The 25,203-nt window shown below is 45.9% G+C and carries 23 protein-coding genes and 1 tRNA gene; all 24 read right to left on the bottom strand.

Annotated features, from left to right (window positions below):
* Window positions 1-85 precede the first annotated feature (85 nt).
* Window positions 86-439, bottom strand: a complete 354-nt coding sequence (gene rbfA, locus HMPREF2626_RS02300) for a 30S ribosome-binding factor RbfA (protein ID WP_067976099.1) — start codon at window positions 437-439, stop codon at window positions 86-88.
* A gap of 13 nt (window positions 440-452) precedes the next feature.
* On the bottom strand, window positions 453-2,633 hold the full coding sequence (gene infB, locus HMPREF2626_RS02295; RefSeq protein ID WP_070617027.1) for a translation initiation factor IF-2: 2,181 nt from the start codon (window positions 2,631-2,633) through the stop codon (window positions 453-455).
* 63 nt (window positions 2,634-2,696) lie between these two features.
* Window positions 2,697-2,984, bottom strand: coding sequence for a L7Ae/L30e/S12e/Gadd45 family ribosomal protein (locus HMPREF2626_RS02290; RefSeq protein WP_070617026.1), 288 nt, complete (start codon window positions 2,982-2,984; stop codon window positions 2,697-2,699).
* Window positions 2,971-3,273, bottom strand: a complete 303-nt coding sequence (gene rnpM / locus HMPREF2626_RS02285) for an RNase P modulator RnpM (RefSeq protein ID WP_070617025.1) — start codon at window positions 3,271-3,273, stop codon at window positions 2,971-2,973. The genes HMPREF2626_RS02290 and rnpM overlap by 14 nt, the downstream gene beginning before the upstream one ends.
* Before the next feature lie 31 nt (window positions 3,274-3,304).
* Window positions 3,305-4,642: a transcription termination factor NusA gene (gene nusA / locus HMPREF2626_RS02280; protein ID WP_070617024.1), complete on the bottom strand. Its 1,338-nt coding sequence runs from the start codon at window positions 4,640-4,642 to the stop codon at window positions 3,305-3,307.
* Window positions 4,643-4,662: 20 nt separating this feature from the next.
* Window positions 4,663-5,136: a ribosome maturation factor RimP gene (gene rimP, locus HMPREF2626_RS02275; protein WP_067976083.1), complete on the bottom strand. Its 474-nt coding sequence runs from the start codon at window positions 5,134-5,136 to the stop codon at window positions 4,663-4,665.
* A gap of 123 nt (window positions 5,137-5,259) precedes the next feature.
* Window positions 5,260-5,928: a P-II family nitrogen regulator gene (locus HMPREF2626_RS02270; RefSeq protein WP_070617023.1), complete on the bottom strand. Its 669-nt coding sequence runs from the start codon at window positions 5,926-5,928 to the stop codon at window positions 5,260-5,262.
* A 22-nt stretch (window positions 5,929-5,950) separates the two neighbouring features.
* Window positions 5,951-7,420 (bottom strand): DUF1538 domain-containing protein, encoded by a 1,470-nt coding sequence (locus HMPREF2626_RS02265; RefSeq protein WP_070617022.1) that lies wholly within the window; start codon window positions 7,418-7,420, stop codon window positions 5,951-5,953.
* A gap of 38 nt (window positions 7,421-7,458) precedes the next feature.
* A complete protein-coding gene (locus HMPREF2626_RS02260) occupies window positions 7,459-7,773 on the bottom strand; it encodes a P-II family nitrogen regulator (protein WP_083294297.1) in 315 nt (104 codons plus the stop codon).
* A gap of 129 nt (window positions 7,774-7,902) precedes the next feature.
* Complete coding sequence (locus HMPREF2626_RS02255) at window positions 7,903-12,201, bottom strand: PolC-type DNA polymerase III (RefSeq protein ID WP_070617021.1); 4,299 nt, start codon at window positions 12,199-12,201, stop codon at window positions 7,903-7,905.
* 149 nt (window positions 12,202-12,350) lie between these two features.
* Window positions 12,351-13,610 carry an RIP metalloprotease RseP gene (rseP, locus tag HMPREF2626_RS02250; protein ID WP_070617020.1) on the bottom strand — a complete coding sequence of 420 codons (1,260 nt, stop codon included), beginning with the start codon at window positions 13,608-13,610 and terminating at the stop codon, window positions 12,351-12,353.
* A gap of 26 nt (window positions 13,611-13,636) precedes the next feature.
* Window positions 13,637-14,428, bottom strand: a complete 792-nt coding sequence (locus tag HMPREF2626_RS02245) for a phosphatidate cytidylyltransferase (protein ID WP_070617019.1) — start codon at window positions 14,426-14,428, stop codon at window positions 13,637-13,639.
* A gap of 17 nt (window positions 14,429-14,445) precedes the next feature.
* Window positions 14,446-15,183, bottom strand: a complete 738-nt coding sequence (locus tag HMPREF2626_RS02240) for an isoprenyl transferase (RefSeq protein ID WP_141744564.1) — start codon at window positions 15,181-15,183, stop codon at window positions 14,446-14,448.
* A gap of 169 nt (window positions 15,184-15,352) precedes the next feature.
* Window positions 15,353-15,913, bottom strand: a complete 561-nt coding sequence (frr, locus tag HMPREF2626_RS02235; protein WP_067976061.1) for a ribosome recycling factor — start codon at window positions 15,911-15,913, stop codon at window positions 15,353-15,355.
* 5 nt (window positions 15,914-15,918) lie between these two features.
* Window positions 15,919-16,638, bottom strand: a complete 720-nt coding sequence (gene pyrH / locus HMPREF2626_RS02230; RefSeq protein WP_070617018.1) for a UMP kinase — start codon at window positions 16,636-16,638, stop codon at window positions 15,919-15,921.
* A gap of 84 nt (window positions 16,639-16,722) precedes the next feature.
* On the bottom strand, window positions 16,723-17,601 hold the full coding sequence (gene tsf / locus HMPREF2626_RS02225) for a translation elongation factor Ts (protein WP_070617017.1): 879 nt from the start codon (window positions 17,599-17,601) through the stop codon (window positions 16,723-16,725).
* A gap of 165 nt (window positions 17,602-17,766) precedes the next feature.
* The gene (rpsB, locus tag HMPREF2626_RS02220) at window positions 17,767-18,549 is read right to left on the bottom strand and encodes a 30S ribosomal protein S2 (RefSeq protein ID WP_070617016.1); all 783 of its coding nucleotides are present in this window, start codon (window positions 18,547-18,549) and stop codon (window positions 17,767-17,769) included.
* A 157-nt stretch (window positions 18,550-18,706) separates the two neighbouring features.
* On the bottom strand, window positions 18,707-21,883 hold the full coding sequence (locus HMPREF2626_RS02215) for a DEAD/DEAH box helicase (RefSeq protein ID WP_070617015.1): 3,177 nt from the start codon (window positions 21,881-21,883) through the stop codon (window positions 18,707-18,709).
* A 123-nt stretch (window positions 21,884-22,006) separates the two neighbouring features.
* Window positions 22,007-22,660 carry a lysophospholipid acyltransferase family protein gene (locus HMPREF2626_RS02210; protein WP_070617014.1) on the bottom strand — a complete coding sequence of 218 codons (654 nt, stop codon included), beginning with the start codon at window positions 22,658-22,660 and terminating at the stop codon, window positions 22,007-22,009.
* 93 nt (window positions 22,661-22,753) lie between these two features.
* Window positions 22,754-22,975: a YneF family protein gene (locus HMPREF2626_RS02205; protein WP_067976039.1), complete on the bottom strand. Its 222-nt coding sequence runs from the start codon at window positions 22,973-22,975 to the stop codon at window positions 22,754-22,756.
* 79 nt (window positions 22,976-23,054) lie between these two features.
* Window positions 23,055-23,966 (bottom strand): RluA family pseudouridine synthase, encoded by a 912-nt coding sequence (locus HMPREF2626_RS02200; protein WP_336619998.1) that lies wholly within the window; start codon window positions 23,964-23,966, stop codon window positions 23,055-23,057.
* Window positions 23,950-24,414 (bottom strand): signal peptidase II, encoded by a 465-nt coding sequence (gene lspA, locus HMPREF2626_RS02195; protein ID WP_070617012.1) that lies wholly within the window; start codon window positions 24,412-24,414, stop codon window positions 23,950-23,952. The genes HMPREF2626_RS02200 and lspA overlap by 17 nt, the downstream gene beginning before the upstream one ends.
* 13 nt (window positions 24,415-24,427) lie before the next feature.
* On the bottom strand, window positions 24,428-25,021 hold the full coding sequence (locus HMPREF2626_RS02190; protein WP_070617011.1) for a ribonuclease H1 domain-containing protein: 594 nt from the start codon (window positions 25,019-25,021) through the stop codon (window positions 24,428-24,430).
* 61 nt (window positions 25,022-25,082) lie between these two features.
* Window positions 25,083-25,153, bottom strand: a tRNA-Gly gene (locus tag HMPREF2626_RS02185).
* Window positions 25,154-25,203: the final 50 nt, after the last annotated feature.

The following is a 25,203-nucleotide window of genomic DNA, read 5'->3' as shown; positions in this document are numbered from 1 at the left end:
ACGTTAAAAAGCAAGCAAGGAACTGGATGGAAGCCAGTCCCCTGCTTGCTTTTTTATTCTGCCATTTAGGCCATAGAGTCTTTCTCTATTTGTCTTCAGCTTTAATCTTATTCAACAGGGCATCGATATGCTCACCGTATTCGAGCGAACTATCGCGCTTAAAGCTTAATTCAGGTGTTTTATAAATTTGCAGGCGCTTGCCAACTTCACTTCGGATAAGGCCAGATGCCTTGTCTAAGCCTTTTTGCACTTCTTCTCGCTTACTTTCGGACTTATCTAGAGTCGAATAGTAAACCGTGGCTTGTTGGAGGTCGCCAGTTACATCAACGTCAGTGATGGTGACGTTTTCAACCCGGGGGTCCTTGACACGTTTTTGCAAGATATCATTGACTTCCCGGAGGATTTCCTGAGCGACGCGTTCCACACGGTACTTAGCCATAATCTTTCACCTCTTATTTACGTTTAATTTCAACCATTTCATAAGGTTCAATAATATCATCAACTTTGATATCGTTATAGTTTTCGATCATTAATCCGCATTCAAAGCCCTTGCTCACTTCTTTGACGTCATCTTTGAAGCGACGTAGGGAAGCTAATTCCCCATCGTAAACCACAATATTATCGCGGATGACGCGGACCTTGCTGGACCGGCGAATGACACCATTGGTCACATAGGCCCCGCCGATAGTCCCTACCTTAGATACCTTGTAGGTTTCGCGGATAACCACTTCACCCGTTACTTGTTCTTCGTATTCAGGATCGAGGAGACCGGTCATGGCATCTTCAATCTCTTGGATGGCATTGTAGATCACATTATGAAGACGAATTTCAACATCTTCAGCTTGGGCTTGGGTCTTAGCTTGAGGGGTTGGACGCACATTGAAGCCAATAATGATAGCGTTAGAAGCAGAAGCGAGTGTCACATCACTCTCGTTTACTGCACCCACGGCACTGTGAACAATGTCAACGCGCACATCCTCCACATCGATCTTCTTCAAGCTTCCTGCTAGAGCTTCAGCTGAGCCTTGGACGTCGGCCTTGATAATCACATTAACGGTCTTCATTTGACCTTCCTTAATGGTATCAAAGAGATTATCCAAGGTGACCTTGGTGTGGGCTTGGCGGCGCTCTTCTTGAGCTCGAGAAGCCCGTTCTTCACCTACCGTACGCGCTGTCTTCTCATCTTCAAAGACGACGAAACGGTCACCAGCTGAAGGGGCTTCTTGTAGACCTGTAATTTCGACTGGGGTAGATGGGCTGGCGTCATGGATGCGGCGGCCCTGGTCATTGACCATGGTCCGGACCCGGCCATAGGTATCCCCAACCACAATGGCATCTCCAGTATGGAGGCTTCCGTTTTGAACCAGAACCGTTGCAATAGCTCCACGGTGTGCATCTAATCGGGCTTCAATAACTGATCCGATGGCATAGGTATCTGGATTAGCCTTGTATTCCTCTACTTCAGAGATCAGCAGAACCATTTCTAATAATTCATCAATATTTTCCCCAAATTTAGCAGAAATATTGACAAAGATGGTATCCCCGCCCCATTCTTCAGGGACTAGTCCATATTCCATTAATTCATTTTTCACCCGGTCAGGATTGGCAGTTGGCTTATCGATCTTGTTGACAGCGACAATGATTGGCACATCGGCTGCCTTGGCATGGTTGATGGCTTCCACAGTCTGTGGCATCACGCCATCATCAGCTGCTACAACGATGATAACAATATCGGTAACGTCTGCCCCACGAGCCCGCATGGTAGTGAAGGCCGCGTGTCCTGGGGTGTCGAGGAAGGTAATCAATTCATCATTGGCCTTGACCTGGTAGGCCCCAATATGTTGGGTAATGCCCCCAGCTTCACCTTCAACCACATTAGCTTGACGCAAGTAATCCAATAAGGTGGTTTTCCCGTGGTCAACGTGACCCATAATCGTCACAACAGCGGGACGGCTCTTCAGCTTGTCTTCCTCTTCATTGGCAGCTTCTTCGAAGTAATGGTCAAAGTCAGAGCGGTCAACAATTACTTTTTCTTCTGCTTCAATGCCATAATCATCGAGGATGAGTTCAATCGCATCACGCTCTAGGGATTCGTTTTGGGTGGCCATGATCCCCATCATGAAGAGTTTCTTAATGATGTCAGCTGGTGAGCGTTTAATCTTCTTAGCCAGCTCAGCCACTGTCATCCCATCGGTAAAGACAACTTTTTCTGGAAGTTCCTTAGGCTTGTTGTTCTTAGGTTGGTCATGGTGGATTTTCTTCCGTTTGTTGTAGTTTGGATGCTTATGGTTGTTTTTATTCTGGTTACGCTGCCGTTTATTTTGATTTTTCTTCTTATTTTTGTTTTTGCTCATATTTCCTTTTGCCTGATCTTTCTTTGTTTTGCCCTTCTTGTCTTGGTCATTTGCTTTCGCTTTATTAGTGTTATTTTTCTTGGCCTTTTGCGTATTCTGGGCAGGCTTGTCCTGGTCCTTCTTCTTCGCTAGGGCTTGGTCAAGCTGTTTAATTTGATCATCAGACATTGAAGACATATGGCTCTTGAATTCTAGCCCAGCTTCTTTGGCTTTCTTCAATACTTCCTTACTGGATAAGTTCTTTTCTTTTGCGTACTCATAGACACGTTTTTTTGACATGTCATCACCTTCCCTTTATCTATGCACTCATATTTTTCTCTCCTATACTTACTTTAATTAGGCTTAGTCCAAAAACGCCTTGGCAAAACCAGAATCAGTTAGGGCACAAGTCGAACGTTTCTTGCCCAGTGCCTGGCTGATAGCTAGCGTATCATGGTCTAAGTTAATAGGTATCTTATAATATGAACATTTATCTTTAAATTTTTTCTGCGTGCGTAAACTAGCATCACTGGCTACAAAAACCAACTTAGCTTGGCCTGAACGAATCGCCTTAAGCACTTGGTCTTCGCCACTCTCCAATTTACCGGCCACTTGGGCTAGGCCCAGACGGTTTAACTTAGAATTCTTCATTTTCGAATAATTCCTTACGCGCCTTTTGGTGAGCAACGTAGGCTTTCAATTCTTCGTAGAATTCATCTGAAATATCGACATTGAGATGGCGGTCTAGAAGATGTTTGTCCCAGGCTTTTTGGACGAGGTCTGGATCTAAGCTCACATAAGCACCGCGGCCATTCATCTTACCGCTGGGGTCAATGGCAACCTCCTTTTCAGGTGTTCGGACCACACGCACTAAGTCCTTCTTAGGGACCTGTTCATTGGAGACCACACATTTCCGCATGGGGATTTTTTTCTTTTTCAAGGCTGTCCCTCCTTCAAGTCACTTGCTCGACCTAAATTTCAAAGTCCTCTTGTAAGTCGTCATAAGAGGTCTCGCTATCATTTTCGATATCAGCTACCGCATCTTCCATTTGGTCAGGACCAAGATTGCCTTCTTCGATGTCATCTGCACGGAGGCCTTGGTCATCTAGGTCCTCAGCAGCTACTTCTTCTTCAATAGCTTCTACTTCATCCGCAACCGCTAAAAGCTCATCATCTTCTGCTGGTTCAGCAGGCGCAGCGCCTTCCTCAGCCAGCACTTCTTCTTCAACCATCTCGGGATGGAAGAGCGCTTCATAGTCTTCTGAAGCTTGGAAGGCATCGAATTCTTCTTCTGACTTAATATCAATCTTATAGTTGGTCAGTTTAGCCGCCAAGCGGGCATTTTGCCCCCGTTTCCCAATCGCTAGAGAAAGGTGGTGATTAGGAACAACAACCACGCAAGAGCGTTCATTAGGAACGAAGTGAACTTCTAGAACCTCTGCTGGATTCAGGGCATTCTTGATCAATTGGGCTGGATCTTCTGTCCATTCCACAATGTCCATATTCTCACCGTGAAGTTCATCCACAATAGTTTGTACCCGCGAACCCCGTGGGCCAACGCAGGTTCCCACTGCATCCACATTAGGGTCATGGGAGTAAACAGCCATCTTGGACCGGTCTCCGGCTTCCCGGGCAATAGCCTTGATTTCAACCGTCCCATCATAAATTTCCGGTACTTCTTGTTCAAAGAGTCGCTTCAACATATTAGGATGGCTGCGACTAACATAAATTTGAGGTCCTTTAGTCGTATTTTCGACCCTTTCCACATAAACTTGGACGCGGTCGTGGGATTCAAAGTGTTCACCTGGAATTTGACCTTCTGGTGTTAAGGCAGCTTCGATCTTCCCTAGATTAATATAAACATAGCGACGGTCTTGACGCTCAACAGTCCCTGTCAATAGATCATCTTCGTAATCGATAAATTCATTATAGATGATATTGCGTTCCGCCTCACGGATCCGTTGGGTAACCACTTGTTTGGCAGTTTGGGCAGCGATCCGGCCGAAGTCTTTAGGAGTGACCTCGAAGCGAATCTTATCCCCCACCTCATAAGCGGTATTCCGTTCGTGGGCCTCTTCCAAGGAAACTTCCAGGGTTGAGTCCATCACCAGGTCGACGACTTCTTTAACCGCATAGACCTTGATTTCACCCTTCTTCTCATCGAAGTGGACTTCCACGTTTTGTGCTTGTTTGTAATTGCGCTTGTAAGCAGAAACAAGGGCTGCTTCCAAGGCTTCAATAATGACTTCCTTTGAAATTCCTTTTTCGTTTTCCAATGTTTCAAAGGCTTGAATTAATTCTTTTCCCATTCTAATCCCCTTTAACTCAATTAAAATTCAATGGCCAAACGAATTAAGGCCACAAGCTGACGCGGAATCGTCTTTTCAATCCGCCGCGTCTTATCTTTAACTTCTATGGTAAAAGCTTCTTCATCCGCTTGGAGGAGTCGTCCTTCCCATTCCTTAGCACCTTCAAAGGCTTGATAGAGCTTGAGGTGGACCCATTTGCCAATGGAAGCTTGGATATCCGCCTCATTCTTCAGTGGACGCTCGGCACCGGGTGATGAAACTTCAAGATAATAAGCGCCAGGGATTGGATCAGGATCTGCTTGGTCTAAAATTTCTGATAAAACTTCTGAAACGGTCACACAGTCTTCAATGGTGACCCCTCCAAGCTTATCGATATAGATACGCAGATACCAATTCTTTCCTTCTTTTGTATATTCCATGTCGAACAAGTCATAAGCGAGTTCCTCTAACTTCGGCTCGATTAAAGTTCTGACTTCATCAATGACTCTTGCCACACAATCCCCCACTTTCTATTTCATGAAAAAGAGTGAGCGTTCCCGCTCACTCCTCACTGGTCCCTTAATTACATTTATAGTTTAACATGATACGCGCCAAATAGCAATGTTTTTAGACTAAAGCTAACTTGACGCCTCGTCTGCTGGCTTAGGCGGAACGAGTCCACGTTTGGAATTCACTGGCACAGTGAACAAAATCCCGCGCCCTGGTTTGCATAAGTCTGTTTCAGTAATAATTTTATCTGAAATTTCTTGAACGAGAGCGCTTGGGATCACCATAACCACGATCTCTTTTTCGAGTTCAATCGGGAAGTTAAAGACCTTGCCCGTCTCATGCACACCTGTTCCACGCCCGTGCAGGATCGTTGCACCTCGGGCACCGGCTTCACGGGAAACTTCTACCACTTGGTCGCCCATCTGCCGGTCAACAATAACCGTCATCAGCTGGCTATCGGAAGCTTCTACCTGGCTTTCATCAAATGGGCTGTTAATCTGCTTACTGCCCTGGAAGCTAGAAATATCAAAGGAGAAGAGGACCCCCTTACCTTTGCGATCGAGCTTCAATTTGTCATTCAATTCTTGGTGGAGGCGACCTTCTAGGGACTTATCCACCGCAATCAAAACGACTTCGCGTTTGGAATCGTGAAAGCCGAGGGCATGGGCCAGGCGACTGCTGATTGTACCTTCCGCACGAATCACTGTGCCTCCTGGCGCCCCAACTGCTTTAGCCGCTTTAATCAATTGGCTCGCGGTCCCAGCCTTGACGACTGCTAAGAATAATACGGTTTCCATTAGGCTAGTTGACAACCCCTTTCTATTCTTCAATTCCTGTCTTCTTAGTTTGAATCTTAAAGACTAAGCCGAGTAATTCTACCATAACCACGGGTACCATAGCAACAAAAGCTATGACGCCGAAAGCATCCAGGGCATCGGCATTGGGTAGGAAGTCCGCTGCACCCTGGGCAAAAGCCAAGATAAAGGTAGCAGTCATCGGGCCCGAAGCTACCCCACCCGCATCAAAGGCAATCCCGGTAAAGAGATTTGGTACCATAAAGGATAAGAGGATAGCTAGTCCAAAGCCTGGCAATAAGAAGTGCCAGATGGCTAAATTACTATTTAAAATTCTCACCATAGAAAGTCCTACAGCTAGGGCAACCCCGATAGACAAGGCCCCCATCAGGACTTTGTTGTGGATATGGCCCCCAGTGATGTCTTCCACCTGCTCACCCAGAACGTGGACAGCTGGTTCAGCTAGAACAACCACCATACCTAGGGTAAAGCCAGCAATAATCAGCCACCAATCACCCATTTCGGCAATGGCTTGGCCTAAGAAGTGGCCCATATCCATAAAACCTTGGTTAACGCCAACTAAGAAAATGGTCAAACCAACAACTGTATAGATAATCCCTTTAAAGATATCGCCGAGTTCTTGGCCCTTCAACTTAAAGTAGCGCCAATTCATAAAGATAAAGAATAAAACAATCGGAACCAGGGCAATCAAGGACTCTTTCAAAGTCGGCCAGATTGCAGCAAGGATGGGGGCGATTACACTGTTCGAATATTCCACCGTTGATTCAGCTGCCTGCAAGTCCGTTTGGGAAAAGAGGATTAAGAAAAGCACCGCCAGAATAGGACCAGTTGACATCGCCCCAACTAGACCGAAGGAGTTTTCTTCTGCTTGTTTGCCCCCAGCTTTAGCTGCTAGAGCTCCCGATAAGGCCAAAATAAAGGGCGTCGTTAAAGCTCCTGTCGTTGCACCTGAGGCATCAAAGCCCATAGCAATAGCCGAATTATCGGAAAAAATAGCCAAGATAAGAATCAAAGCATAAACAATGGCGAAGAAATATTTCAAGGGAAAGTTCTTCAACAATCTGAAGACCCCAAAGGCAATCATAACACCGACTCCGACAGAGACAGCCACTACGGTCACTGTACCGGGCAAGACACCCGAAGTTGCATTTTCAATTTGCTGGCCGAGAATTAGTAAGTCTGGTTCTGCTATCGTTACCGCAAAACCAATAATAAAACTCAAAACAGCAATGGCAATTCGTGAGGGGCTTCCTGCCACATGGGCTCCTAAGTGGTTGCCGATCGGCGTCATCCCGATTTCAATGCCAAAGAGGAAGATGGTCAATCCCACTAAAATCAATACTGCCCCAATGACGAAACTCATCATCATGGTAGAAGGTACGTTAACAGCAAACATTGATATTAATAAAACAATAACAACTAGCGGAATGACAGAAAAAGCTACCTCTTTGAACTTATCGATTAAAACATCCATAAAGTCCTCCTTTTTCTCTCATGTTTTTTCTTTCAAATTTATCCTTCATATAGTCCAGTCGTTTCATTGATCGGTAGACTAAAGAGGATCCCAGTCCCTGGTTGGTTAAAGTCCAAGGCTTCAGCTATCGCTTGGCTGATACCATCTACTTGGTCAGCTTCGACTGCCATCATAACCAATTCTTTTTGTGGTTCGACATGGATATGGAAGGCCGATAGCTTGTCCTCATGCCCCGTGCCGCGGCCATGAAGCACAGTTGCTCCCTGAGCGCCGGCTTGCCGGGCTACCTCGATCACTTCATCACTGGTATCACGGTCTACAATGACCATAAGCATTTCTTTCCCTGTATTCACTGTCACAACTCCTTTCCTTAACGTTTCTTATTCTAGGCCAATTATTGGCTTTTTCATTTATTAATAGACCTACGTTACTATCATAGCATAACCATTTGAAAGAAAGCGAACAATCCGCTTGCTTGAACCCTAGAAGAGAGAAAGTTGGTTCTCTTCTGGCAAGCCATTTAAGATACCCTGCTCAGACATAAAGTCGATCGTCGACTGGGAGACCTTGCCCCGCTTCTTAAGGTCTTCCTTGGACAAGAATTCGGACTCCTGGCGAGCCTTAACAATTTGTTTGGCCACATTGAGCCCTAAGCCCGGAATGGCTCTAAAGGGGGCAATCAAGGTATCTTCCCCTTCAATTACAAAGTCTTGGGCATCAGACTTGTAGAGGTCAACCATCTTAAAATTAAAGCCTCGTTCCCACATTTCATTGACAATTTCTAAGACGACCTGGACTGCATGGTCTTTGACCGTCGCATCATTACCTTTACTATAGATCGCCTTGAGAGCTGTCTTCGTTGACTGAAGGCCATTCGCCATCGCGACGAGGTCAAAGTCATTAGCCCGGACACTGAGATAAGCACAGTAATACCAAATGGGATGGTGGACCTTGAACCAGGCCACCCGGATAGCATTGATTACATAAGCTGCTGCGTGGGCTTTAGGGAACATGTACTTAATTTTTTCACAGGACGCCATATACCACTGGGGAACTTGGTGCTCATTCATAATGGCCTTGTGTTCATCAGACAGCCCCTTACCCTTACGTACCTTTTCCATAATTTGGAAAGAATCACGTTCAGGAACCCCCTGGTGGATGAGGTAGACCATGATGTCGTCCCGACAACCAATCACTTCTGACAGTGGCATGCCCTTCTCTCTAACTAAGACTTCCGCATTACCTAACCAAACATCTGTCCCGTGGGAGAGTCCAGAAATTTGGAGAAGTTCCGCAAAGGTCGAGGGATGGGTAGCTTCTAGCATCGACCGGGTAAAGGAGGTCCCAAATTCAGGAATCCCCAGTGTCCCCGTCTTGGAAAAGATATCTTCTGGACGAACACCTAGGATCTCCGTCCCATTGAAGAGCTTGTAGACATCATCATCATCCATGGGAATATCTTTTGGATCAATGTTGGATAAGTCTTGCAGCTTACGAATAACCGTCGGATCATCATGGCCCAGAATATCGAGCTTCAAAACATTATCATGGATGGAGTGGAAGTCAAAGTGGGTGGTCTTCCATTCTGAATCCAAGTCATCGGCAGGGTATTGGACTGGCGTAAAGTCATAGACATCCATGTATTCCGGAATAACAATAATCCCCCCTGGGTGCTGGCCAGTGGTCCGTTTGACCCCGGTTGTGTGCTTAGCGAGAAAATCTTTTTCCGTTTTTCTAAGGTTCAAATTATGGTCTTGGTCATAGCCTAAGACATAACCATAAGCCGTTTTATCAGCCACTGTAGAAATGGTTCCTGCTCGGTAGACATGGTCTTCCCCGAACATGACCTTGGTGAAGTTATGGGCCTGGGGCTGGTATTCACCCGAGAAGTTCAAGTCGATATCTGGTACCTTGTCCCCCGCAAAGCCTAGGAAAGTTTCAAATGGAATATCGTGGCCATCTTTATTCAGGGCGTGTCCACACTCTGGACAGTCCTTGTCTGGCAAGTCAAATCCAGAGCCGACACTACCATCCGTAAAGAAGTGGCTGTAAAAACAATTCGGGCAAACATAGTGGGGGGACAAGGGGTTAACCTCGGTAATTCCCAGCATGGTAGCGACAAAGGAAGAGCCCACTGACCCCCGACTCCCAACAATGTAGCCGTCTGAATTGGATTTTTTTACTAATTTTTCAGAAATCAGGTAAACCACTGAGAAACCATTACCAATAATCGAGGTCAGTTCTTTTTCTAGACGCTTCTCGATAATTTCAGGCAAGTCCTCTCCGTAAAGGGCATGAGCCTCGCGGTAGGAAGTTTCCCGGATTTCATCTTCTGCCCCATCAATATTTGGGGTATAGAGTTTATCCTTAAGGGGCTCCACAAATTCAATCTGGTCAAAAATTTTGTGGGTATTTTCTACCACAATTTCATAGGCCTTATCTTCCCCTAAGAAGGCAAAGTCGTGGAGCATTTCGTCTGTCGTCCGGAAGTGAGCTTCGGGGAAAAACTTGGTACGGTTAGATTTAATCGAATTAATTAAAATTTCCCGGTAGAGCTTGTCTTGAGGATTTAGGTAGTGGACATCCCCCGTTGCTACTACTGGTTTATCAAGCTCTTCGCCGATTTCAATAATGGTTTTCATAATTTCTTCAAGCTCTGCCTCATCGTGGATTAAATTATCTTCAATCAGAGGCTTGTAGACCCCCTTAGGCATAATTTCCAGGTAATCATAGAATTCTGCCACCCGCTTGGCTTCTTCCTTGCCCTTCTGCATCACGGCTTCGAAGAATTCACCCGAAGAACAAGCCGAACCGAGCAAGAGATTCTCCCGGTGGTCAGCTAAGAGTGAGCGGGGCAGGCGGGGCACCCGGTAGAAATAATCCACATTAGAAGCAGAGACGAGTTTGAAGAGGTCTTTGAGCCCTGCTTGGTTCTTAGTCAAGATGGTCACATGGAAAGGACGGCCGTGCTTATAGGCATCCCCCTTGCCGACATCCTGATTAAGATCCTTGTGGGAGTGGATATCATGGTTTTTGGCCGCTTCTTTGACAAAGATCCAAGCCAAGGCCCCGGTTGTTTCCGAGTCATAGATCGCCCGGTGGTGTTGCTCCAAGGAAACATTATAATGCTTGGCTAAGGTATTGAGTCGGTGGGACTTCATATTAGGATGGAGGAAGCGCGAGAGTTCCAGCGTATCAATGACAGGATTATCCGCTTCAGGCATGCCATGGCGGCTGTAGGCCTTGTTGATAAAGCCCATATCGAAAGAAGCATTATGGGCAACTAGGATACAGCCTTCACAGAATTTTTGAAAGTCTGCCATCACATCTTCTTCCGACCTAGCCCCCTGTAGCATGGCGTCAGTAATCTTAGTTAGTTCAATAATATGGGCAGGCAAGGGGTAGCCTGGATTAATAAATTCCTCAAAGGTCTCTTCGACATTGCCCTTGTACATCTTGACTGCCGCTAATTCAATAATATGATTATAGGCAGCAGACAAGCCCGTTGTTTCCACGTCAAAAACGACATAATGGGCCTCGCTCAGATCCACATCTTGAGGGTTGTAGGCAATCGGTACCCCGTCATCCACAACATTAGCTTCTAAGCCGTAGATCATGGCAATATCGTTGGCCTTGGCAGCCTGACTGGCCTCAGGGAAGGCTTGGACATTGCCGTGGTCCGTAACAGCAATGGCGGGCTGTCCCCAGGCCTTGGCTTGGGCGGCAAAGTCTGAAATGGTATTGGTTGCGTCTAAGGCTGACATATTGGAATGAAGGTGAAGTTCAATCCGCTTCTTGCCTTCCTCCGCCTGGTCCTTGCGCCCCTCCTTATTGATAACTTCCAGGTCACGCCCCATCAGCACATAATCGCGGGCAAAACGGTCGTCCATCCGGATTTCCCCTTGGACACGAATCCACATCCCTTCTTCTAGACCTTCAAAGACAGCAATATCCTCATCATTGCGTGAGAACATAGTGACCAAGTAAGCCGAGGTATAGTCAGAGAACTTCAAATTCAAAATCCGCCGCCCCGTTTTCAATTCTCGGACTTCTTTTTCGAAAATAACCCCTTCCATGGTAGCCCCATATTGTTCCTCTACATAAGAGCGCATGGGTTGGAGCTTATCTACGGGAACAGATCGCCCGATCGCTAATTTACTAGGGCGGGGTTTGTCCTTAGCTTCCTTGGCCTGGCGAACACTGGCCTGCTTTGCCAGTTCCTGCTGTTCGCGTTCCAATTGTTCCTGGCGAGCTTCAAACTGGGCTTGGCGGTCATTGGCCGTGGCTTCATCCACAATCACTTGAAAGCGAAGGTTAGAAAAACCAAGGACAAAGTAATTCTGTTTGATTACCTCTAAATAATTAGTCTCTAAAAAGGCTTGAATTTGCGGGTTGTCCACCCTTAAGATAAACTTTCCCCCCTCCCAAGTCGGCAATTGTTGGGTTAGAATCTGTTGGGCGAGACCATTAGAGATATGACTGCGTTCAACTACCACGGGCCAATAAGCCAGAACCTCCTCTGCCTCCCAGTCCTCTGCCTTAGAGCAGGTCAAGCCTAGGTCAACCTTAGCAATCGACTGGAAGCCAACTTGCAAAGCTTCTTCCAGGGCCTTAAATTGACTAGCCTTTATATGCTTGGGAAAAGCTAGGGTAAATTGATAAAGGCGAGACTTGGTATGGACGGTCACATGGTCAATCCAACCCGCCTGAAAATTTGGATCGGAATCTGAAAAATTAATTTGCTTAAGCAAACGGTTAAAAGCTTCTTTCTTCTCTTCCAAAAGAACGCTCCTTTCTTGAAATAAAGAAGGGTAGGTGCCTGGTCCTAGGATAAGCTACACTCATCAACTACTTCCATCTCCTACCCTCGAATCGAGTCAAGGCAAGTCAGCCAATTCTATCGGCTGCTCACTCCATCTTATATAAACGTTTAAAATAGACGTTGAATATCATTCCAAGTCACGGCAATCATTAATATAAATAATAAAGCAGCTCCTGCCAAGTTTATAATGCCTTCGACTTTTTGGTCGACAGGGCGACCTAGGATTGCTTCAATGATATTGAAGAGGATCTTCCCCCCATCCAAGGCTGGGACCGGCAAGAGGTTCACCACCCCTAAATTGAGGCTTAACATAGCGGTCCAAGACATAATAGCAATCCATCCCTGGTTGACCACTTCACCAGTCGCTTGGTACATAAAAACCGGGCCACCAAATTGGTTGATGTTAAAGCCATTCTTAAACATTCCTACTAGGATAGTTAGAATCCCTGTAATCATGGCCCAGCTCGCCTTAAAGCCATAAGTTAGCTTAGCCAAGAAACGACTATCTTTAAAACGACCAACGCCGATTTGGTAGATTTTTTGTCCGTTATAGTCCACTTCTTTAGGTTGGAGCTGAGTCGTCATTTCTTGTCCCTGGCGTTCATAGGTCACTTCCAAGGGCTTACCTTCCGAACTCGAAACCTTGGCCTGCATGTCCGCAAAGGAAGCGACTTCCTGGCCATTAATGGTCTGAATCTGATCGCCGCTTTGTAAATGAGCCGTTTGGGCCGGTGAACCGTCGACAACTTCACCTACAATAGCCTCAGATGAGGGCACGCCCCCTTGGACAAAGGCTAAAACCGTAAAAGCAAGGATTCCCAAAATGAAATTATTCATAGGCCCTGCAAAATTTGTCATTAAGCGTTGGGGAATAGAGGCAGATTGAAATTGCCGGTCATAAGGGGCAATCTTTAGCCGGGTCCCATCCGCTTCCACAAAGTCCGCTTGGCGGTCAATAGAATAAGTCTGAGCTTCTCTTTCCCCATAAGGAATAGCTTGAAGGATCAGGTCGCGGTCTAAATCAGCAGAGACCACTTCAACCGGCAAGGCTTCAGCAGCAAGGTCATCCTCAGCTAGCGAGAGTTCCGTTACTTTTCCCCCCTCATTAAAGGTCAGAGAGAGCTGCATGCCCGCTTCCACACTGTCCGCCATCTCCTCCAGTCCCGCCATACGGACATAGCCCCCAATAGGTAAGAGGCGGAGGGTATAGGTTGTTTCCTCGCCCTGGTATTGGTAGAGCTTAGGCCCCATCCCTATCGCAAATTCACGCACGAGAATCCCCGCCCGTTTAGCAAAAAAGAAGTGGCCAAATTCATGGAAGATGACAATAACTGAAAATATGAGTAAGAAAGTAATGATCGTTTTCATAAAAAAACTCCCTTCGCTTAGTCTACTTAAAAGAAGGCCATCAAAAAGTAAAAAATGGGTAGGACAAATAAGATGTTATCAAAACGGTCCAAAAAGCCCCCGTGCCCCGGTAATAGCTTGCCTGAATCTTTGACATGGTACTGTCTTTTGATCGATGACTCGACCAAGTCTCCCATCTGCCCAGCCAAACAGAGGAGGATGACCAAGATTAAATTACCCAAGAAACTGAGCTGGTAAATATTAAAGAAATAGTCAAAGATTAAAGAAACCAAGAAGGCCCCAACAATACCCCCGATTGATCCTTCAATCGTTTTATTGGGTGAAATGGCGGGTGCCAAGGGACGACGGCCAATGGCACGACCCGTTAAATAGGCAAAAGTATCATTGGACCAGATGATCACCAAGACAAAAAGAATCGCTAGGAGGCCCATTTCTCGACCCAAAATTAAAAAATGATAGCCCCGGCCCACGTAGAGAGCAGCCAAAGTTATCTTAGCAATCAAACTAAAATCCAAGCGCTCTGGTCGATGGACCATTAGGGAAAGAAAGATAACGACCCCCGTATAAAAAAGGGTCATCTGGTCCAATTGCTCAGGTAAGAAATCCAGGTAGTGCTGGGGAAGCAAGGCCAGATACATCAACACATAAGCAAATAAACTTTCTAAAGTAAAAAAATTGACAGCCAATAAGCTGAGTAATTCAAAGAGGGTGATACCCGCTATGACTATCACCAAGAATTCAAAAGCACTGCCTCCCATAACCAGTAAGGGAATAAAAATAGCCAGCGCCACCAGAGCTGTCAGAGTTCTTAATCGCATAAGCCTCTCCTATTCTCTTAAATTTTGCCGAAACGACGCTGACGGTGTTGGAATTCAGCTAGGCAAGCATAGAAAACATCTTCATCAAAGTCTGGCCATTTGGTATCTGTAAAGACAAATTCACTATAGGCCAGTTGCCAGAGTAAGTAATTGCTTAAGCGGATTTCCCCGCTCGAGCGGATTAATAGGTCGGGATCTTGCAAGTCGCCCAAGAAAGCCGTTTGTAGGTGCTGGCTGAAGCTTTCTTCATCAATGTCTACTGGATCAAGCTGGCCTTCTGCCGCCTTTTTCGCCAAGCTCTGACAAGCTTTAACAATCTCCAAGCGCGAGCCATAATTAAAGGCGATATTTAAGATCAAGCCATCATTATCCGCTGTTTTCTTAACAGCTGATTCAATATAAGACCAAGTTTTGTTGGGGATATGTTCACGATTTCCCGTTAGGCAGACCCGGACATTATTCTTCATTAATTCCGGCATCACCTTCTGATTGAGCAAATGAGGAAGCGACATCAGATACTGAACTTCTCTTTTAGGCCTGGCCCAGTTTTCTGTTGAAAAGGCATAAACTGTCAGTACTTTAATTTTTAACTTAGCAGCCGCAACAATGGTCCGCTTGAGCGCATTGAGTCCTTCTTTATGACCCTCTGTCCGTTTCAGCCCCCGCTCTTCTGCCCAGCGTCCATTACCGTCCATAATAATGGCAACGTGTTGGGGAAGCGGGAGTTCCGGGTTTAATGCTTTCGCCAGTGTCATTCATCATCCATCCTTTGCTAAAAAATATTAAAAGCTGCTCGCTTATATCTTGTCTATCTTACCATAGATTCACAGCAAAAAAAATTATTCTTGGATTTTTAAGTGAAATTTACTTAAAAGAGTAAAAAAGAAAAAGCCTGGACGGGTCCAGGCTCTTCCCAGAGGCTAACTAGCCATTGAGAATTTCTTCTTCTTTTTCTTTAGCGATATCTTCTAAACGAGCAATACTTTGGTCAGTGACCTTTTGCACGTCCTCTTCCATCCGACGTTGGTCATCTTCCGTAATTTCGCTATCTTTTTCCGCTTTTTTGATGGTGTCGATAGCATCACGGCGGATATGACGGACAGCCACCTTGGCGTCTTCCAGGTCCTTGCCCACTAATTTAGAAAGCTCTTGGCGGCGCTCTGTGGTCAAGGCAGGGATAACAAGGCGGATCTTATCCCCATCATTTGTTGGCGCAATACCAATATCTGAAGCATTGATAGCGTGTTCAATGTTTTCCAAAGCGGATTTATCGTAAGGTGTTACCACTAACATCCGAGCCTCTGGGATGGTAATTGAAGCAATGGATTGGAGCGGTGTTGGCGCCCCATAGTAGTCCACTTCAATGCCTGAGAGTAAGCTAGCGTTGGCCACTCCAGCTCGAATCCGAGCCAGTTCGCCTCGCAAGGATTCTTCAGACTTCTTCATACGGTTTTCAGTATCTTTGATTAATGTATTGATTGCCATAATTTCTACCCCTTTACAGTTGTACCAATCGGTTCGCCCATGACAACGCGGCGAATATTTCCTGGTTCATTTAAGTTAAAGACGACAAGCGGAATGTCATTATCCATACTCAAGGTTGAGGCCGTGGAATCCATTACACGTAGATTCTTATTAATCACGTCTAAGTGGGTTAAGTCGGTGTACTTGATAGCATCGGTATCGACTTGAGGGTCAGCAGAATAGACCCCATCCACACCGTTTTTAGCCATCAAGATCACATCGGCTTCAATCTCAGCTGCTCTCAGAGCCGAAGCAGTATCTGTCGAGAAGAAAGGATTCCCTGTCCCCCCTGCAAAGATGACCACACGCCCCTTCTCTAAGTGACGAATCGCACGAAGCCGAATATAAGGTTCAGCAACTTCCCGCATTTCAATGGAAGTTTGAACCCGCGAAGGAACGCCTACATTCTGCAAACAGTCTTGGAGTCCTAGGGCATTCATAATCGTTGCCAGCATCCCCATATGGTCGGCTTGGGCCCGGTCCATGCCCATTTGTTCACCAGTTACTCCACGCCAGATATTGCCACCGCCGACAACAATAGCGATTTCAACCCCTAGCTCATGGACGCTTTTAATTTCACTAGCAATTTTTTTCATCACGGCAGGATTGATACCAAAGCCATCATCTCCCGCCAAAGCTTCACCACTTAACTTTAATACCACGCGCTTGTACATTGGTTCTGCCATTTTATTTTCAATCTCCTTATGAAAAAGGTTGGGAAAAGAAATCCCAACCCATCTGCTACCGTTAAAACGGCGAATTACATCTAATTATTTACCCATTTGACTTTGAACTTCAGCAGCAAAGTCTTCTTCTTGTTTTTCAATGCCTTCGCCAACTTCATAGCGACGGAAGTCAACAACTGAAGCAGCCTTAGAGCTGAGGTATTGACCCACTGTTTGGTCACCATCTAATAGGTAGTCTTGGTCCACTAAGCAGATTTCTGAGAAGAATTTACGGAGACGTCCTTCAACCATCTTGTGAACAATTTTTTCTGGTTTGCCTTCGTTAAGTGATTGTTCGGTAAGAACTTCACGTTCATGTTCAACCACTTCTTCAGGGACAGAATTTTCATCGATGTATTGTGGGTTGATCCCGCCGATGTGCATCGCAACATTGCTTGCAACTTCTTCATCGCCACCGTCAACTGTAACTAAAACAGCAATCTTACCCCCTAAGTGAGAGTATTGACCGAAGTGTTGGCCATCTGTTTTAGAAAAGATAGTGAAACGACGTAGGTTTAAGTTCTCACCAATAACGGAAATCATTTGGCTCATGTATTCATCAAGTTGGGTTCCGTCAACTTGTACGCTAGTCATTGCATCTTCTAATGAGCTAGGTTTTGCTTCTAATAGGGCTTCAGCAATTGCATTCAACATGTTTTGGAATTTTTCGTTCTTAGCAACGAAGTCAGTTTCAGCGTTTAATTCAACGATCACTGCGTCATTGCCCTTAACCAGAACTTTAGCTAAACCTTCAGCAGCAATACGGCCTGCCTTTTTCGCAGCTTTAGCTTGGCCTGTTTCACGCAAGTAGTCGATAGCCTTGTCCATATCGCCATCTACTTCTTGGAGGGCCTTCTTAGCGTCCATCATCCCAACGCCTGTTCGATCACGTAATTCTTTAACTTGTTTTGCAGTAATTGCCATCTATAAATCCTCCTCGATTGATTGTCATCTTTTTAAAAAGAGCTATCTCATAAGTACAGCCTACTCACAGCTTTATCGTCCTTACAAGATAGCTCTATACTCCAAACTAATTTTACTCTATTTTGCTAAAGACTGCAAGATTTACAGTCCAAAGTCGAGACTGAATTAGTCTTGGTCAGCTTCTTCTTCACCTTGCATCTTAGCTGCAACAGCTTCAAGGTCTTCGTTTGATACAGCTGCTTCTTCAGCGGCTTCTTCTTCGTCAAGGCCTTGACGTCCTTCAATGACAGCTTCCGCAATCGTTTGGCTAATTAATTTAACCGCACGGATAGCGTCATCGTTTGAAGGAATCACATAGTCTACTTCATCTGGGTCGCAGTTGGTATCAACCATAGCGATCACAGGAATATTTAACTTATGTGCTTCCTTGATTGCAATGTGTTCTTTACGAGGGTCTACCACAAACATCACGTCTGGAATACGTGGCATGTCAGCGATACCGCCCAAGTTATTTTGTAATTTTTCACGTTCTTTTTCGAGTTCAAGAACTTCTTTCTTAGGTAGCACATCGAAAGTGCCGTCTTCTTCCATACGGTCAATATCTTTCATGCGGCGTACACGTTTTTGGATGGTTTCCCAGTTAGTCAAAGTCCCACCTAACCAACGATGGTTAACATAGTATTGACCGCAGCGAGTTGCTTCATCTTCAATTGATTGTTGGGCTTGTTTCTTAGTCCCTACGAAGAGAACGACCCCATCATTTGCTGCAAGATCGCGTACATAGTTGTAGGCTTCATCGATTAATTTAACTGTTTGTTGTAAATCGATGATGTAGATGCCATTACGTTCTGTAAAGATGTAACGGTCCATTTTTGGGTTCCAGCGACGTGTTTGGTGTCCGAAGTGAACCCCTGCTTCTAATAATTGTTTCATACTTACAACTGCCATTAAAAATTCCTCCTATTTGGTTTTATTCCGCCCCTACTTCAATTGAACGCAACTCTCAATGAGCACCATGCGTTCCAATCCATAGGGTGTGACATTTCATGCTCTAAAGGCACTAGAAGATTATAGCACATGACGAACTTGAAGGCAAGTCCCTTTTCTATTTCTCTTCATAGTCTAAAATATACTTCAAGTCTTCCATAGAAAGGTGGTCGGAATCTTTGGCTTCTTCATCGAAGAGCTGTTCAAAGAGATTACGTTTTTCTTCTTGCAGCTCAGCAATCCGTTGCTCAATCGTTCCCTCAGTGATCATCCGGTAGACTTGAACATTCTTCTTCTGACCAATCCGGTGGGCCCGACCAATGGCTTGTTCCTCAATCGAGGGATTCCACCAGAGGTCATAGAGGAAGACTGTATCCGCACCCGTCAGGTTTATCCCAACACCGCCTGCCCGTAAGGAAATGAGGAAGACTGAGCCTTCACCATGGTTGAAGGCGTCAACTTGACTTTGTCGGTCCCCCTTCTTGGTTTGACCGTCAATGCGGAAATAGGTCACCCCTTCAGCCTTTAAATCTTCTTCCAAGATATCCAGCATGGAGGTGAATTGGGAGAAGACTAAGACGCGCTTGTCATCTTGGAGGACCCGGTCCAATAAGTTGCGGTAGTAGTCAAACTTCCCAGAACCTGCTTCAGAATCAGGGTCAATTAAACGGGGATGGCAACAAATTTGCCGCAAGCGTGTAATCGCCGCCAGCATTTCCATCCGTGTCCGCCCACTGTCGAAGTTGCCTTCTGCCAATTGTTCTTGGATGTCCTTAAGATAAGCCAGGTAAATATTTTTCTGTTCGGCTGTCATCCCAGCATAGCGGTCGGAACTCCGTTTTTCTGGTAATTCCAGGGAAACATCCGCCTTAGTCCGTCTGAGAACGAAGGGTTGGACACGCTTACGGATCTGGTCAACCGATAATTGCTGGTAATCGCGTCGAGCAGGCAGGAGTCCGGGCAGGATAATTTGCATGAGGGACCAGAATTCTTGCAGGTTATTTTCAAGCGGTGTCCCCGACAAGGCAATCCGCAAGCCAGACTTTTGCTGCATAAAGGATTGGTAGAGAACGGTTCGATTGTTCTTCAGGGCTTGGGCTTCATCCAAGATTAAAACATCGAAAAAGTAGTCCTGGTAGGCTACTTGGTCATTGCGGTAGGAAGAATAAGATGAGATCCAAATCTTCCCTTGGCCTTCCTCACGCATTTGTTCCCTTTCCTCAGCAGAACCATCGATCACTACAGCTTCCAAGCTTGGGGCAAAGCGGTCCAGTTCATGGTACCAGTTATAGAGTACCGAAGCTGGCGCAACAATGAGGACCTGGCCCGAAGGATGTTCTTCCAAGTAATCCAGTAAGAAGGCGATGGTTTGAACGGTCTTCCCTAACCCCATTTCATCAGCAAGCAGACCACCTAATTGGTACTTGGCTAAAACCTTGAACCACTGAACCGCATATTGCTGGTAGTCGGAAAGCTCGGTCTTCAGTCGTGGATTGGGTCGGTAGTCTTCCTGGTCTGGATGCATGATATCCTCATAGAAGGCTTCAAAATCCGCCTGACTGTTCAAGAGGTCCGCAAAGAGCAAGCTCTGATAGATCGGGATCGGGTCCCCATTCTTCCACTGCTTATTCTGCTGTTTCAATTGTTTGAGCATGCGGTTCTGGTCTTCCGTAAAGACCTGGTTCACATTAATAATCCGGCCATCCTCTAATTGCATGAAGCGTTCATTAGCTTGGAGCCGTTCAATAATCCGGTCAATCTCATGCTCATTGATATCATCCGTTTCAAAATCAATGGTCAGGAAGCGGTGTTGCTTATTCTGCTCAGTTACCACTTCAACCTCAATATCATTAGACTGCCAGCTCTCCAAGTTCTTGGTATAGCTAATCTTCCAATCTTCAGGCAGATATTGTTCAAAACGCTGCAAGTCCCTCATCATCTGGTCGATCGACCCGTAGTCTTTACAGTAATAATAATTTTCCTTAGTAAAACCATAAGCACGTAAGAAGGCTTCAGCGTCCAATTCATCTGCTAGCTGGCGTAAAAGGATTTTATCTTCAGGTAGGTCCGTTTCAATCGGATCATCGGAGAGCATGTAGTCGCCATAGTGGAAGGCCAGGGCCAGTTCTAGCCGTCCCTGGCTGGCCCCAATTTCAAGCTGGCAGTCTAGATCTAGAAGAGGGGCGAAGTCCAGCACAGTGACATTCTTTACCAGACTGTGTTCCAGCAATAGGCGACCAAAGAGGGAAAAGAAATTTTTCATTTCTTCCGGCTTAAAGTCTAATTTAAAACGATTTAAGACAAAGTTATCCTGGATAATCGACATAGCATCGAAATACTTATCATCGCCCCCAATATGGTAAAAATCTTCCCCATTAAAAATCAAACCGTAATAACGATACCACTTAGCCTCTTGAAGCTGGGTCAAACGATAAATTTCACCATCATAGGCAATATTATAGAGGATGGGCCGGTCATTTTCAATCAGGCTAAAATCCTCAAGCTCCTGATTAGCAATAAAGACATGTTTAATCAGATCACTCTTGAGTAAGGCGATTAATTCCTCCTCATTGAGATAGAGGCGCTGCTGGTTCTTCTTGGTCGAAGGAACATGGGCGATTGTATTCTCCCAGTGCTTATGCCGTAAAAAATCCTCAGCTAGACTATTCAAGAAGGCGTACATATCTGGATCAAAGCATTCCTGGCGCAAGCAGACCTGGTCATTATTATGGTTCTGCAAGTTGAAGCTTCCCCCACTGACCAAGGCTTGAAAGAAAGCCTCCAGGTCGTTCACATAATAGCTCGTATCAATCCCTAGCCGCAGTCGCAAGTAGAAGAGGCTATCATTATCCTGGCTAAAGGGTATGTTTTGTTCATCATAAAGTTCGATTTCAACCAATAGAGGCCCAAAATAATCAGCCGTCTCTTCTTCAATAAAATGTTGGTAAAATTCCTGATAGACTTGCTCACAGGTCTCGCTCTCGTCGTAAAGGTCTGCTGGATAGTAGAACAAGGGACGCTGGCTAAATTTCATCGCCCGGACTACTGAATGGTCTTGTAAGAAGAGCTCAACGGCTACAGTGTGGACACAAAAATGCTTCTTGAACCATTCATCACACTGGCAAATATCTTCTTCTTTACCCGAACCATCGAGGATGACATAATATTTCTGGTCATCAATCACTTCTGCGCGCCAAACATTCTCTGCTTCAACCGGATAGACCTTAGTCACCCGTCCCTCATCAGAGAGTTTACGTCCTTCTGCTATGGTTTTTGTCGGAATACTCCACTTCATGCTCATTCCCCCAAACTCTATTCCTATTAATACATTATAACACAAATAGAATTTCATGGCGCTATCCTGAGAATAGCAGGATAAAGTAAAAGAGACCGAAAACTAAGTCCCAGCCTCTTACTTTTATTTATTCTTCTGCTTATGCTTGGCCTGGGCCCCCTCGATGTCATAGTGATAGGTCGGATCAAGGGCGGCGCCTGTAACTTCAAAAGCTGTCGCAATGGCCTTATCTAAGGCCTCTAGATCTTCATCCTTTAAACGTTTCTTATCTGGCAAGTCGATAGGGGCGCCGACCCGAACCTTCACCCGATTTTCTGCTTTCCGGCTAAAGAGCCCCTTGACTTCTAAAGGGCCCTGGTAAACGACCGGCAAGAGTCGTTTCTTACTCATGCCAGCCAGCATGGAGGCCCCGGGCTTGATTTTTGCAGAATAACGGGAGCCGGTGGGAAAGATCCCAATATTGTGGCCTGCCTTCAATTCTTTTAAGCATTCTTTCATCGCAGCCCGACCTGGTTTGGACCGGTCGATCGGAATCATGCCCGCCTTGCGGATCAACCAACCAAAGACCGGAATATCAAAGAGTTCCTTTTTTGCTAAAAAGAAAACCGTATCTGGATACAAGGCGGCCGCAATCACCGGTGGATCCAGTAAGGAACGGTGTGGGCTCACCACAACATAGGTTTCATCGGCCGAATAGTCGGGATGGAATTCATAGTGCGGCTTACCGTTCACCACACGCAACAGCCAACGAATCAAAATCACAAAAAAACGGTACATCAGCGACCGGCCCCCTTTAATTAAAAAACACCCACTTGTCAGCTAGGAAGCCCTTATAGAGGGCAGAGACAAAAGCTGGCAAGCGGACTATGTTTATTTTTTATGGCTTGTTTTCATTGAATTCATAATTTGGCGCACTCGTTTTTCAGAAGGCTTTTGTCCCATGGATGCCATCATTTGACGGATCATATCTTCTGAGATAGGTGAATTCTTCTCAAAATAGCTGTCCATCGTACGACGTGCAATATAAATGCCGATAGCAATCCCAGCAACTAAGGCTAAAATTACAATTAAAATCCAAATTCCTGTTGTCATCTGGCTTCTCTCCTCTCTGCAAAGCTTATACTCAATCATTCTACTAAAGATCCCGGCGCTTGTAAAATGAATTTAGTGCTTAAATAGCTCCTAAAATATTTTGGAAGTGGTCGGGCAAATCCGCTTCAAAGCACATTTCTTCCCCCGTCACAGGATGCTTGAGAGTCAAACGGTGGGCGTGGAGGAGCTGGCCTTTATCATCGAAAAAATCTTGCTGGTGGCCCTTGGCATATAAGGGGTCGTCTACGACCGGATGACCAATAAAGTCTAAATGAACGCGGATTTGATGGGTGCGTCCTGTTTCCAAAACTAAGGACAGGAGACTATATCCACCATACTGGTGTAAGAGCTGGAAATGGGTCCGGGCCGGCCGCCCCTCTTCTGAAACTTCAAAGCGGGTGCGATGAACGGGATGGCGGCGGATCCCAGCGTCAATTGTTCCAGATTGTTCAAAGATTTGCCCGTAAACGAGGGCCAGGTACTCCCGTTTCAGTGTCTTATCTTGAATTTGCTGGGTCAGTGCTTGGTGGGCCTGGTTGGTCTTAGCGACCACTAAGAGCCCACTCGTGTCCTTATCAATACGGTGGACAATTCCGGGGCGGAAACTTTCCCCGCAGTCCGATAAGTGGTCGCAATGGTAGACCAAGGCATTGACCAGGGTGCCCCCTTCATGGCCAGGCGAAGGATGGACAACCTGCCCCTGGGTCTTATTGACCACCAAGAAGGCATCATCTTCATAAATAATGTCCAAATCGATGGCTTCTGCTTCTATATGGAGTACCTGGTCTTCCTGGTCTAGGTCCACACTAATGACATCCCCAGCTTCAACCTTATAGGAAGCCTTAACGACTCCTTGGTTCACCTTGACTGCAGCCTCTTGAATCCAAGTCTTAATTTCACTGCGGCTATGTTGGGGGTAAATTTCAGCCAGGTAGCGGTCTAAGCGCCCCTGGTCTTGGTCCACCGTCCACTTATCATGAATGCTTAGCATGGTCATCCCCCTCAAAAAATAATAAGTAAATTAAGCACAAAAAGACGCCTAGGGTCAAACAAATATCCGCCACATTGAAAATAGGAAAATCAATAATGTCTAAACGGAACATATCCACCACATAACCGAGTCTCATGCGGTCAATAAAGTTACCTAGCGCCCCACCGATCATTAGACTGAGAGCTAGACGCAACAAAAGGGCCTGATTTCTCTCTTTATAAAGGGTATAGGCTAGGACAGCCACGACCACAAGGGTGATGACAAAGAAGAAGCCCATCTGCCCTTCCAACATGCCCCAAGCTGCTCCGCGATTTTGGATGTACTGGAGCGATAACACTTGAGGAATGAGAGGCTGGCTCTCGAGTAGGGCCAAGTGACTCACGGTCCACCCCTTAACGACTTGGTCAAGGACTAGGCTCAAGACAATAATTAAGCAAGCAATCCACATCTTAAGGCTCCTTTCAATCTTCTTGGACCTTCTGGCTACCCGCTTTAGCCAGCTGGTCTGCCCATTCATTATAGCGGTTACCAGTGTGGGCAGCAACTTTATGGAAGTGAATCTGAACCTGCTTGCCCTTCTCTTGCATAAAGTCACGATAGGCTTGGGTATAAGCATTCTTAGCTTGCCAGTCCCCAGTCGCCCACTTCTCAATTCCAGCGTAGTCATAGTAGAGAGCTAAGTGATTCACTCCTTGGTCGAGGGCATAGACGACTGCCTTCATAGCAGCAATCATTTCCCCTGAGACATTCCGCATCTTAAGGAGCTCTGCTTTTTTGCCTCCGCCCTTATAGGTCAATTCCTGGCCCTGGTAGAGGATCACACCACCGTAACCATAAGTCTTGGTCTTTGGCTGGTAAGAGCCATCGACATAGGCTTCCATCTCAGCTCTACGGGGCTGAGAACTTGAAGCCTTCCCCAAGAAAGCCTCGGCCTCAGCCTTGTCTTTAAAGGATTTGAATTCAGCATTCGGATAGCCAGAAACTTGGTCCTGGCACTCTGCCCAAGACCGATAAATACCAGGTTTCCGGCCCTTACGCACCGCATAATATTTCATCAAAAGCCTCCTCTTATGAAAAAAAGTGAGGAAAACTTCCTCACTTGAATGGGTCTTATTAAGCGGGTGACGAGAATCGAACTCGCGACGATAGCTTGGGAAGCTACTGTTTTACCACTAAACTACACCCGCATGTGCTATAAATAACAACAAGAATATTATAGCACATAATCTTTCATGAA

Source organism: Aerococcus sp. HMSC062A02 (genome assembly GCF_001809535.1).
Lineage (GTDB): Bacteria > Bacillota > Bacilli > Lactobacillales > Aerococcaceae > Aerococcus.
Note: the sequence above shows the minus strand (reverse complement) of the source record. Positions and strands in the feature narration are given on the sequence as shown.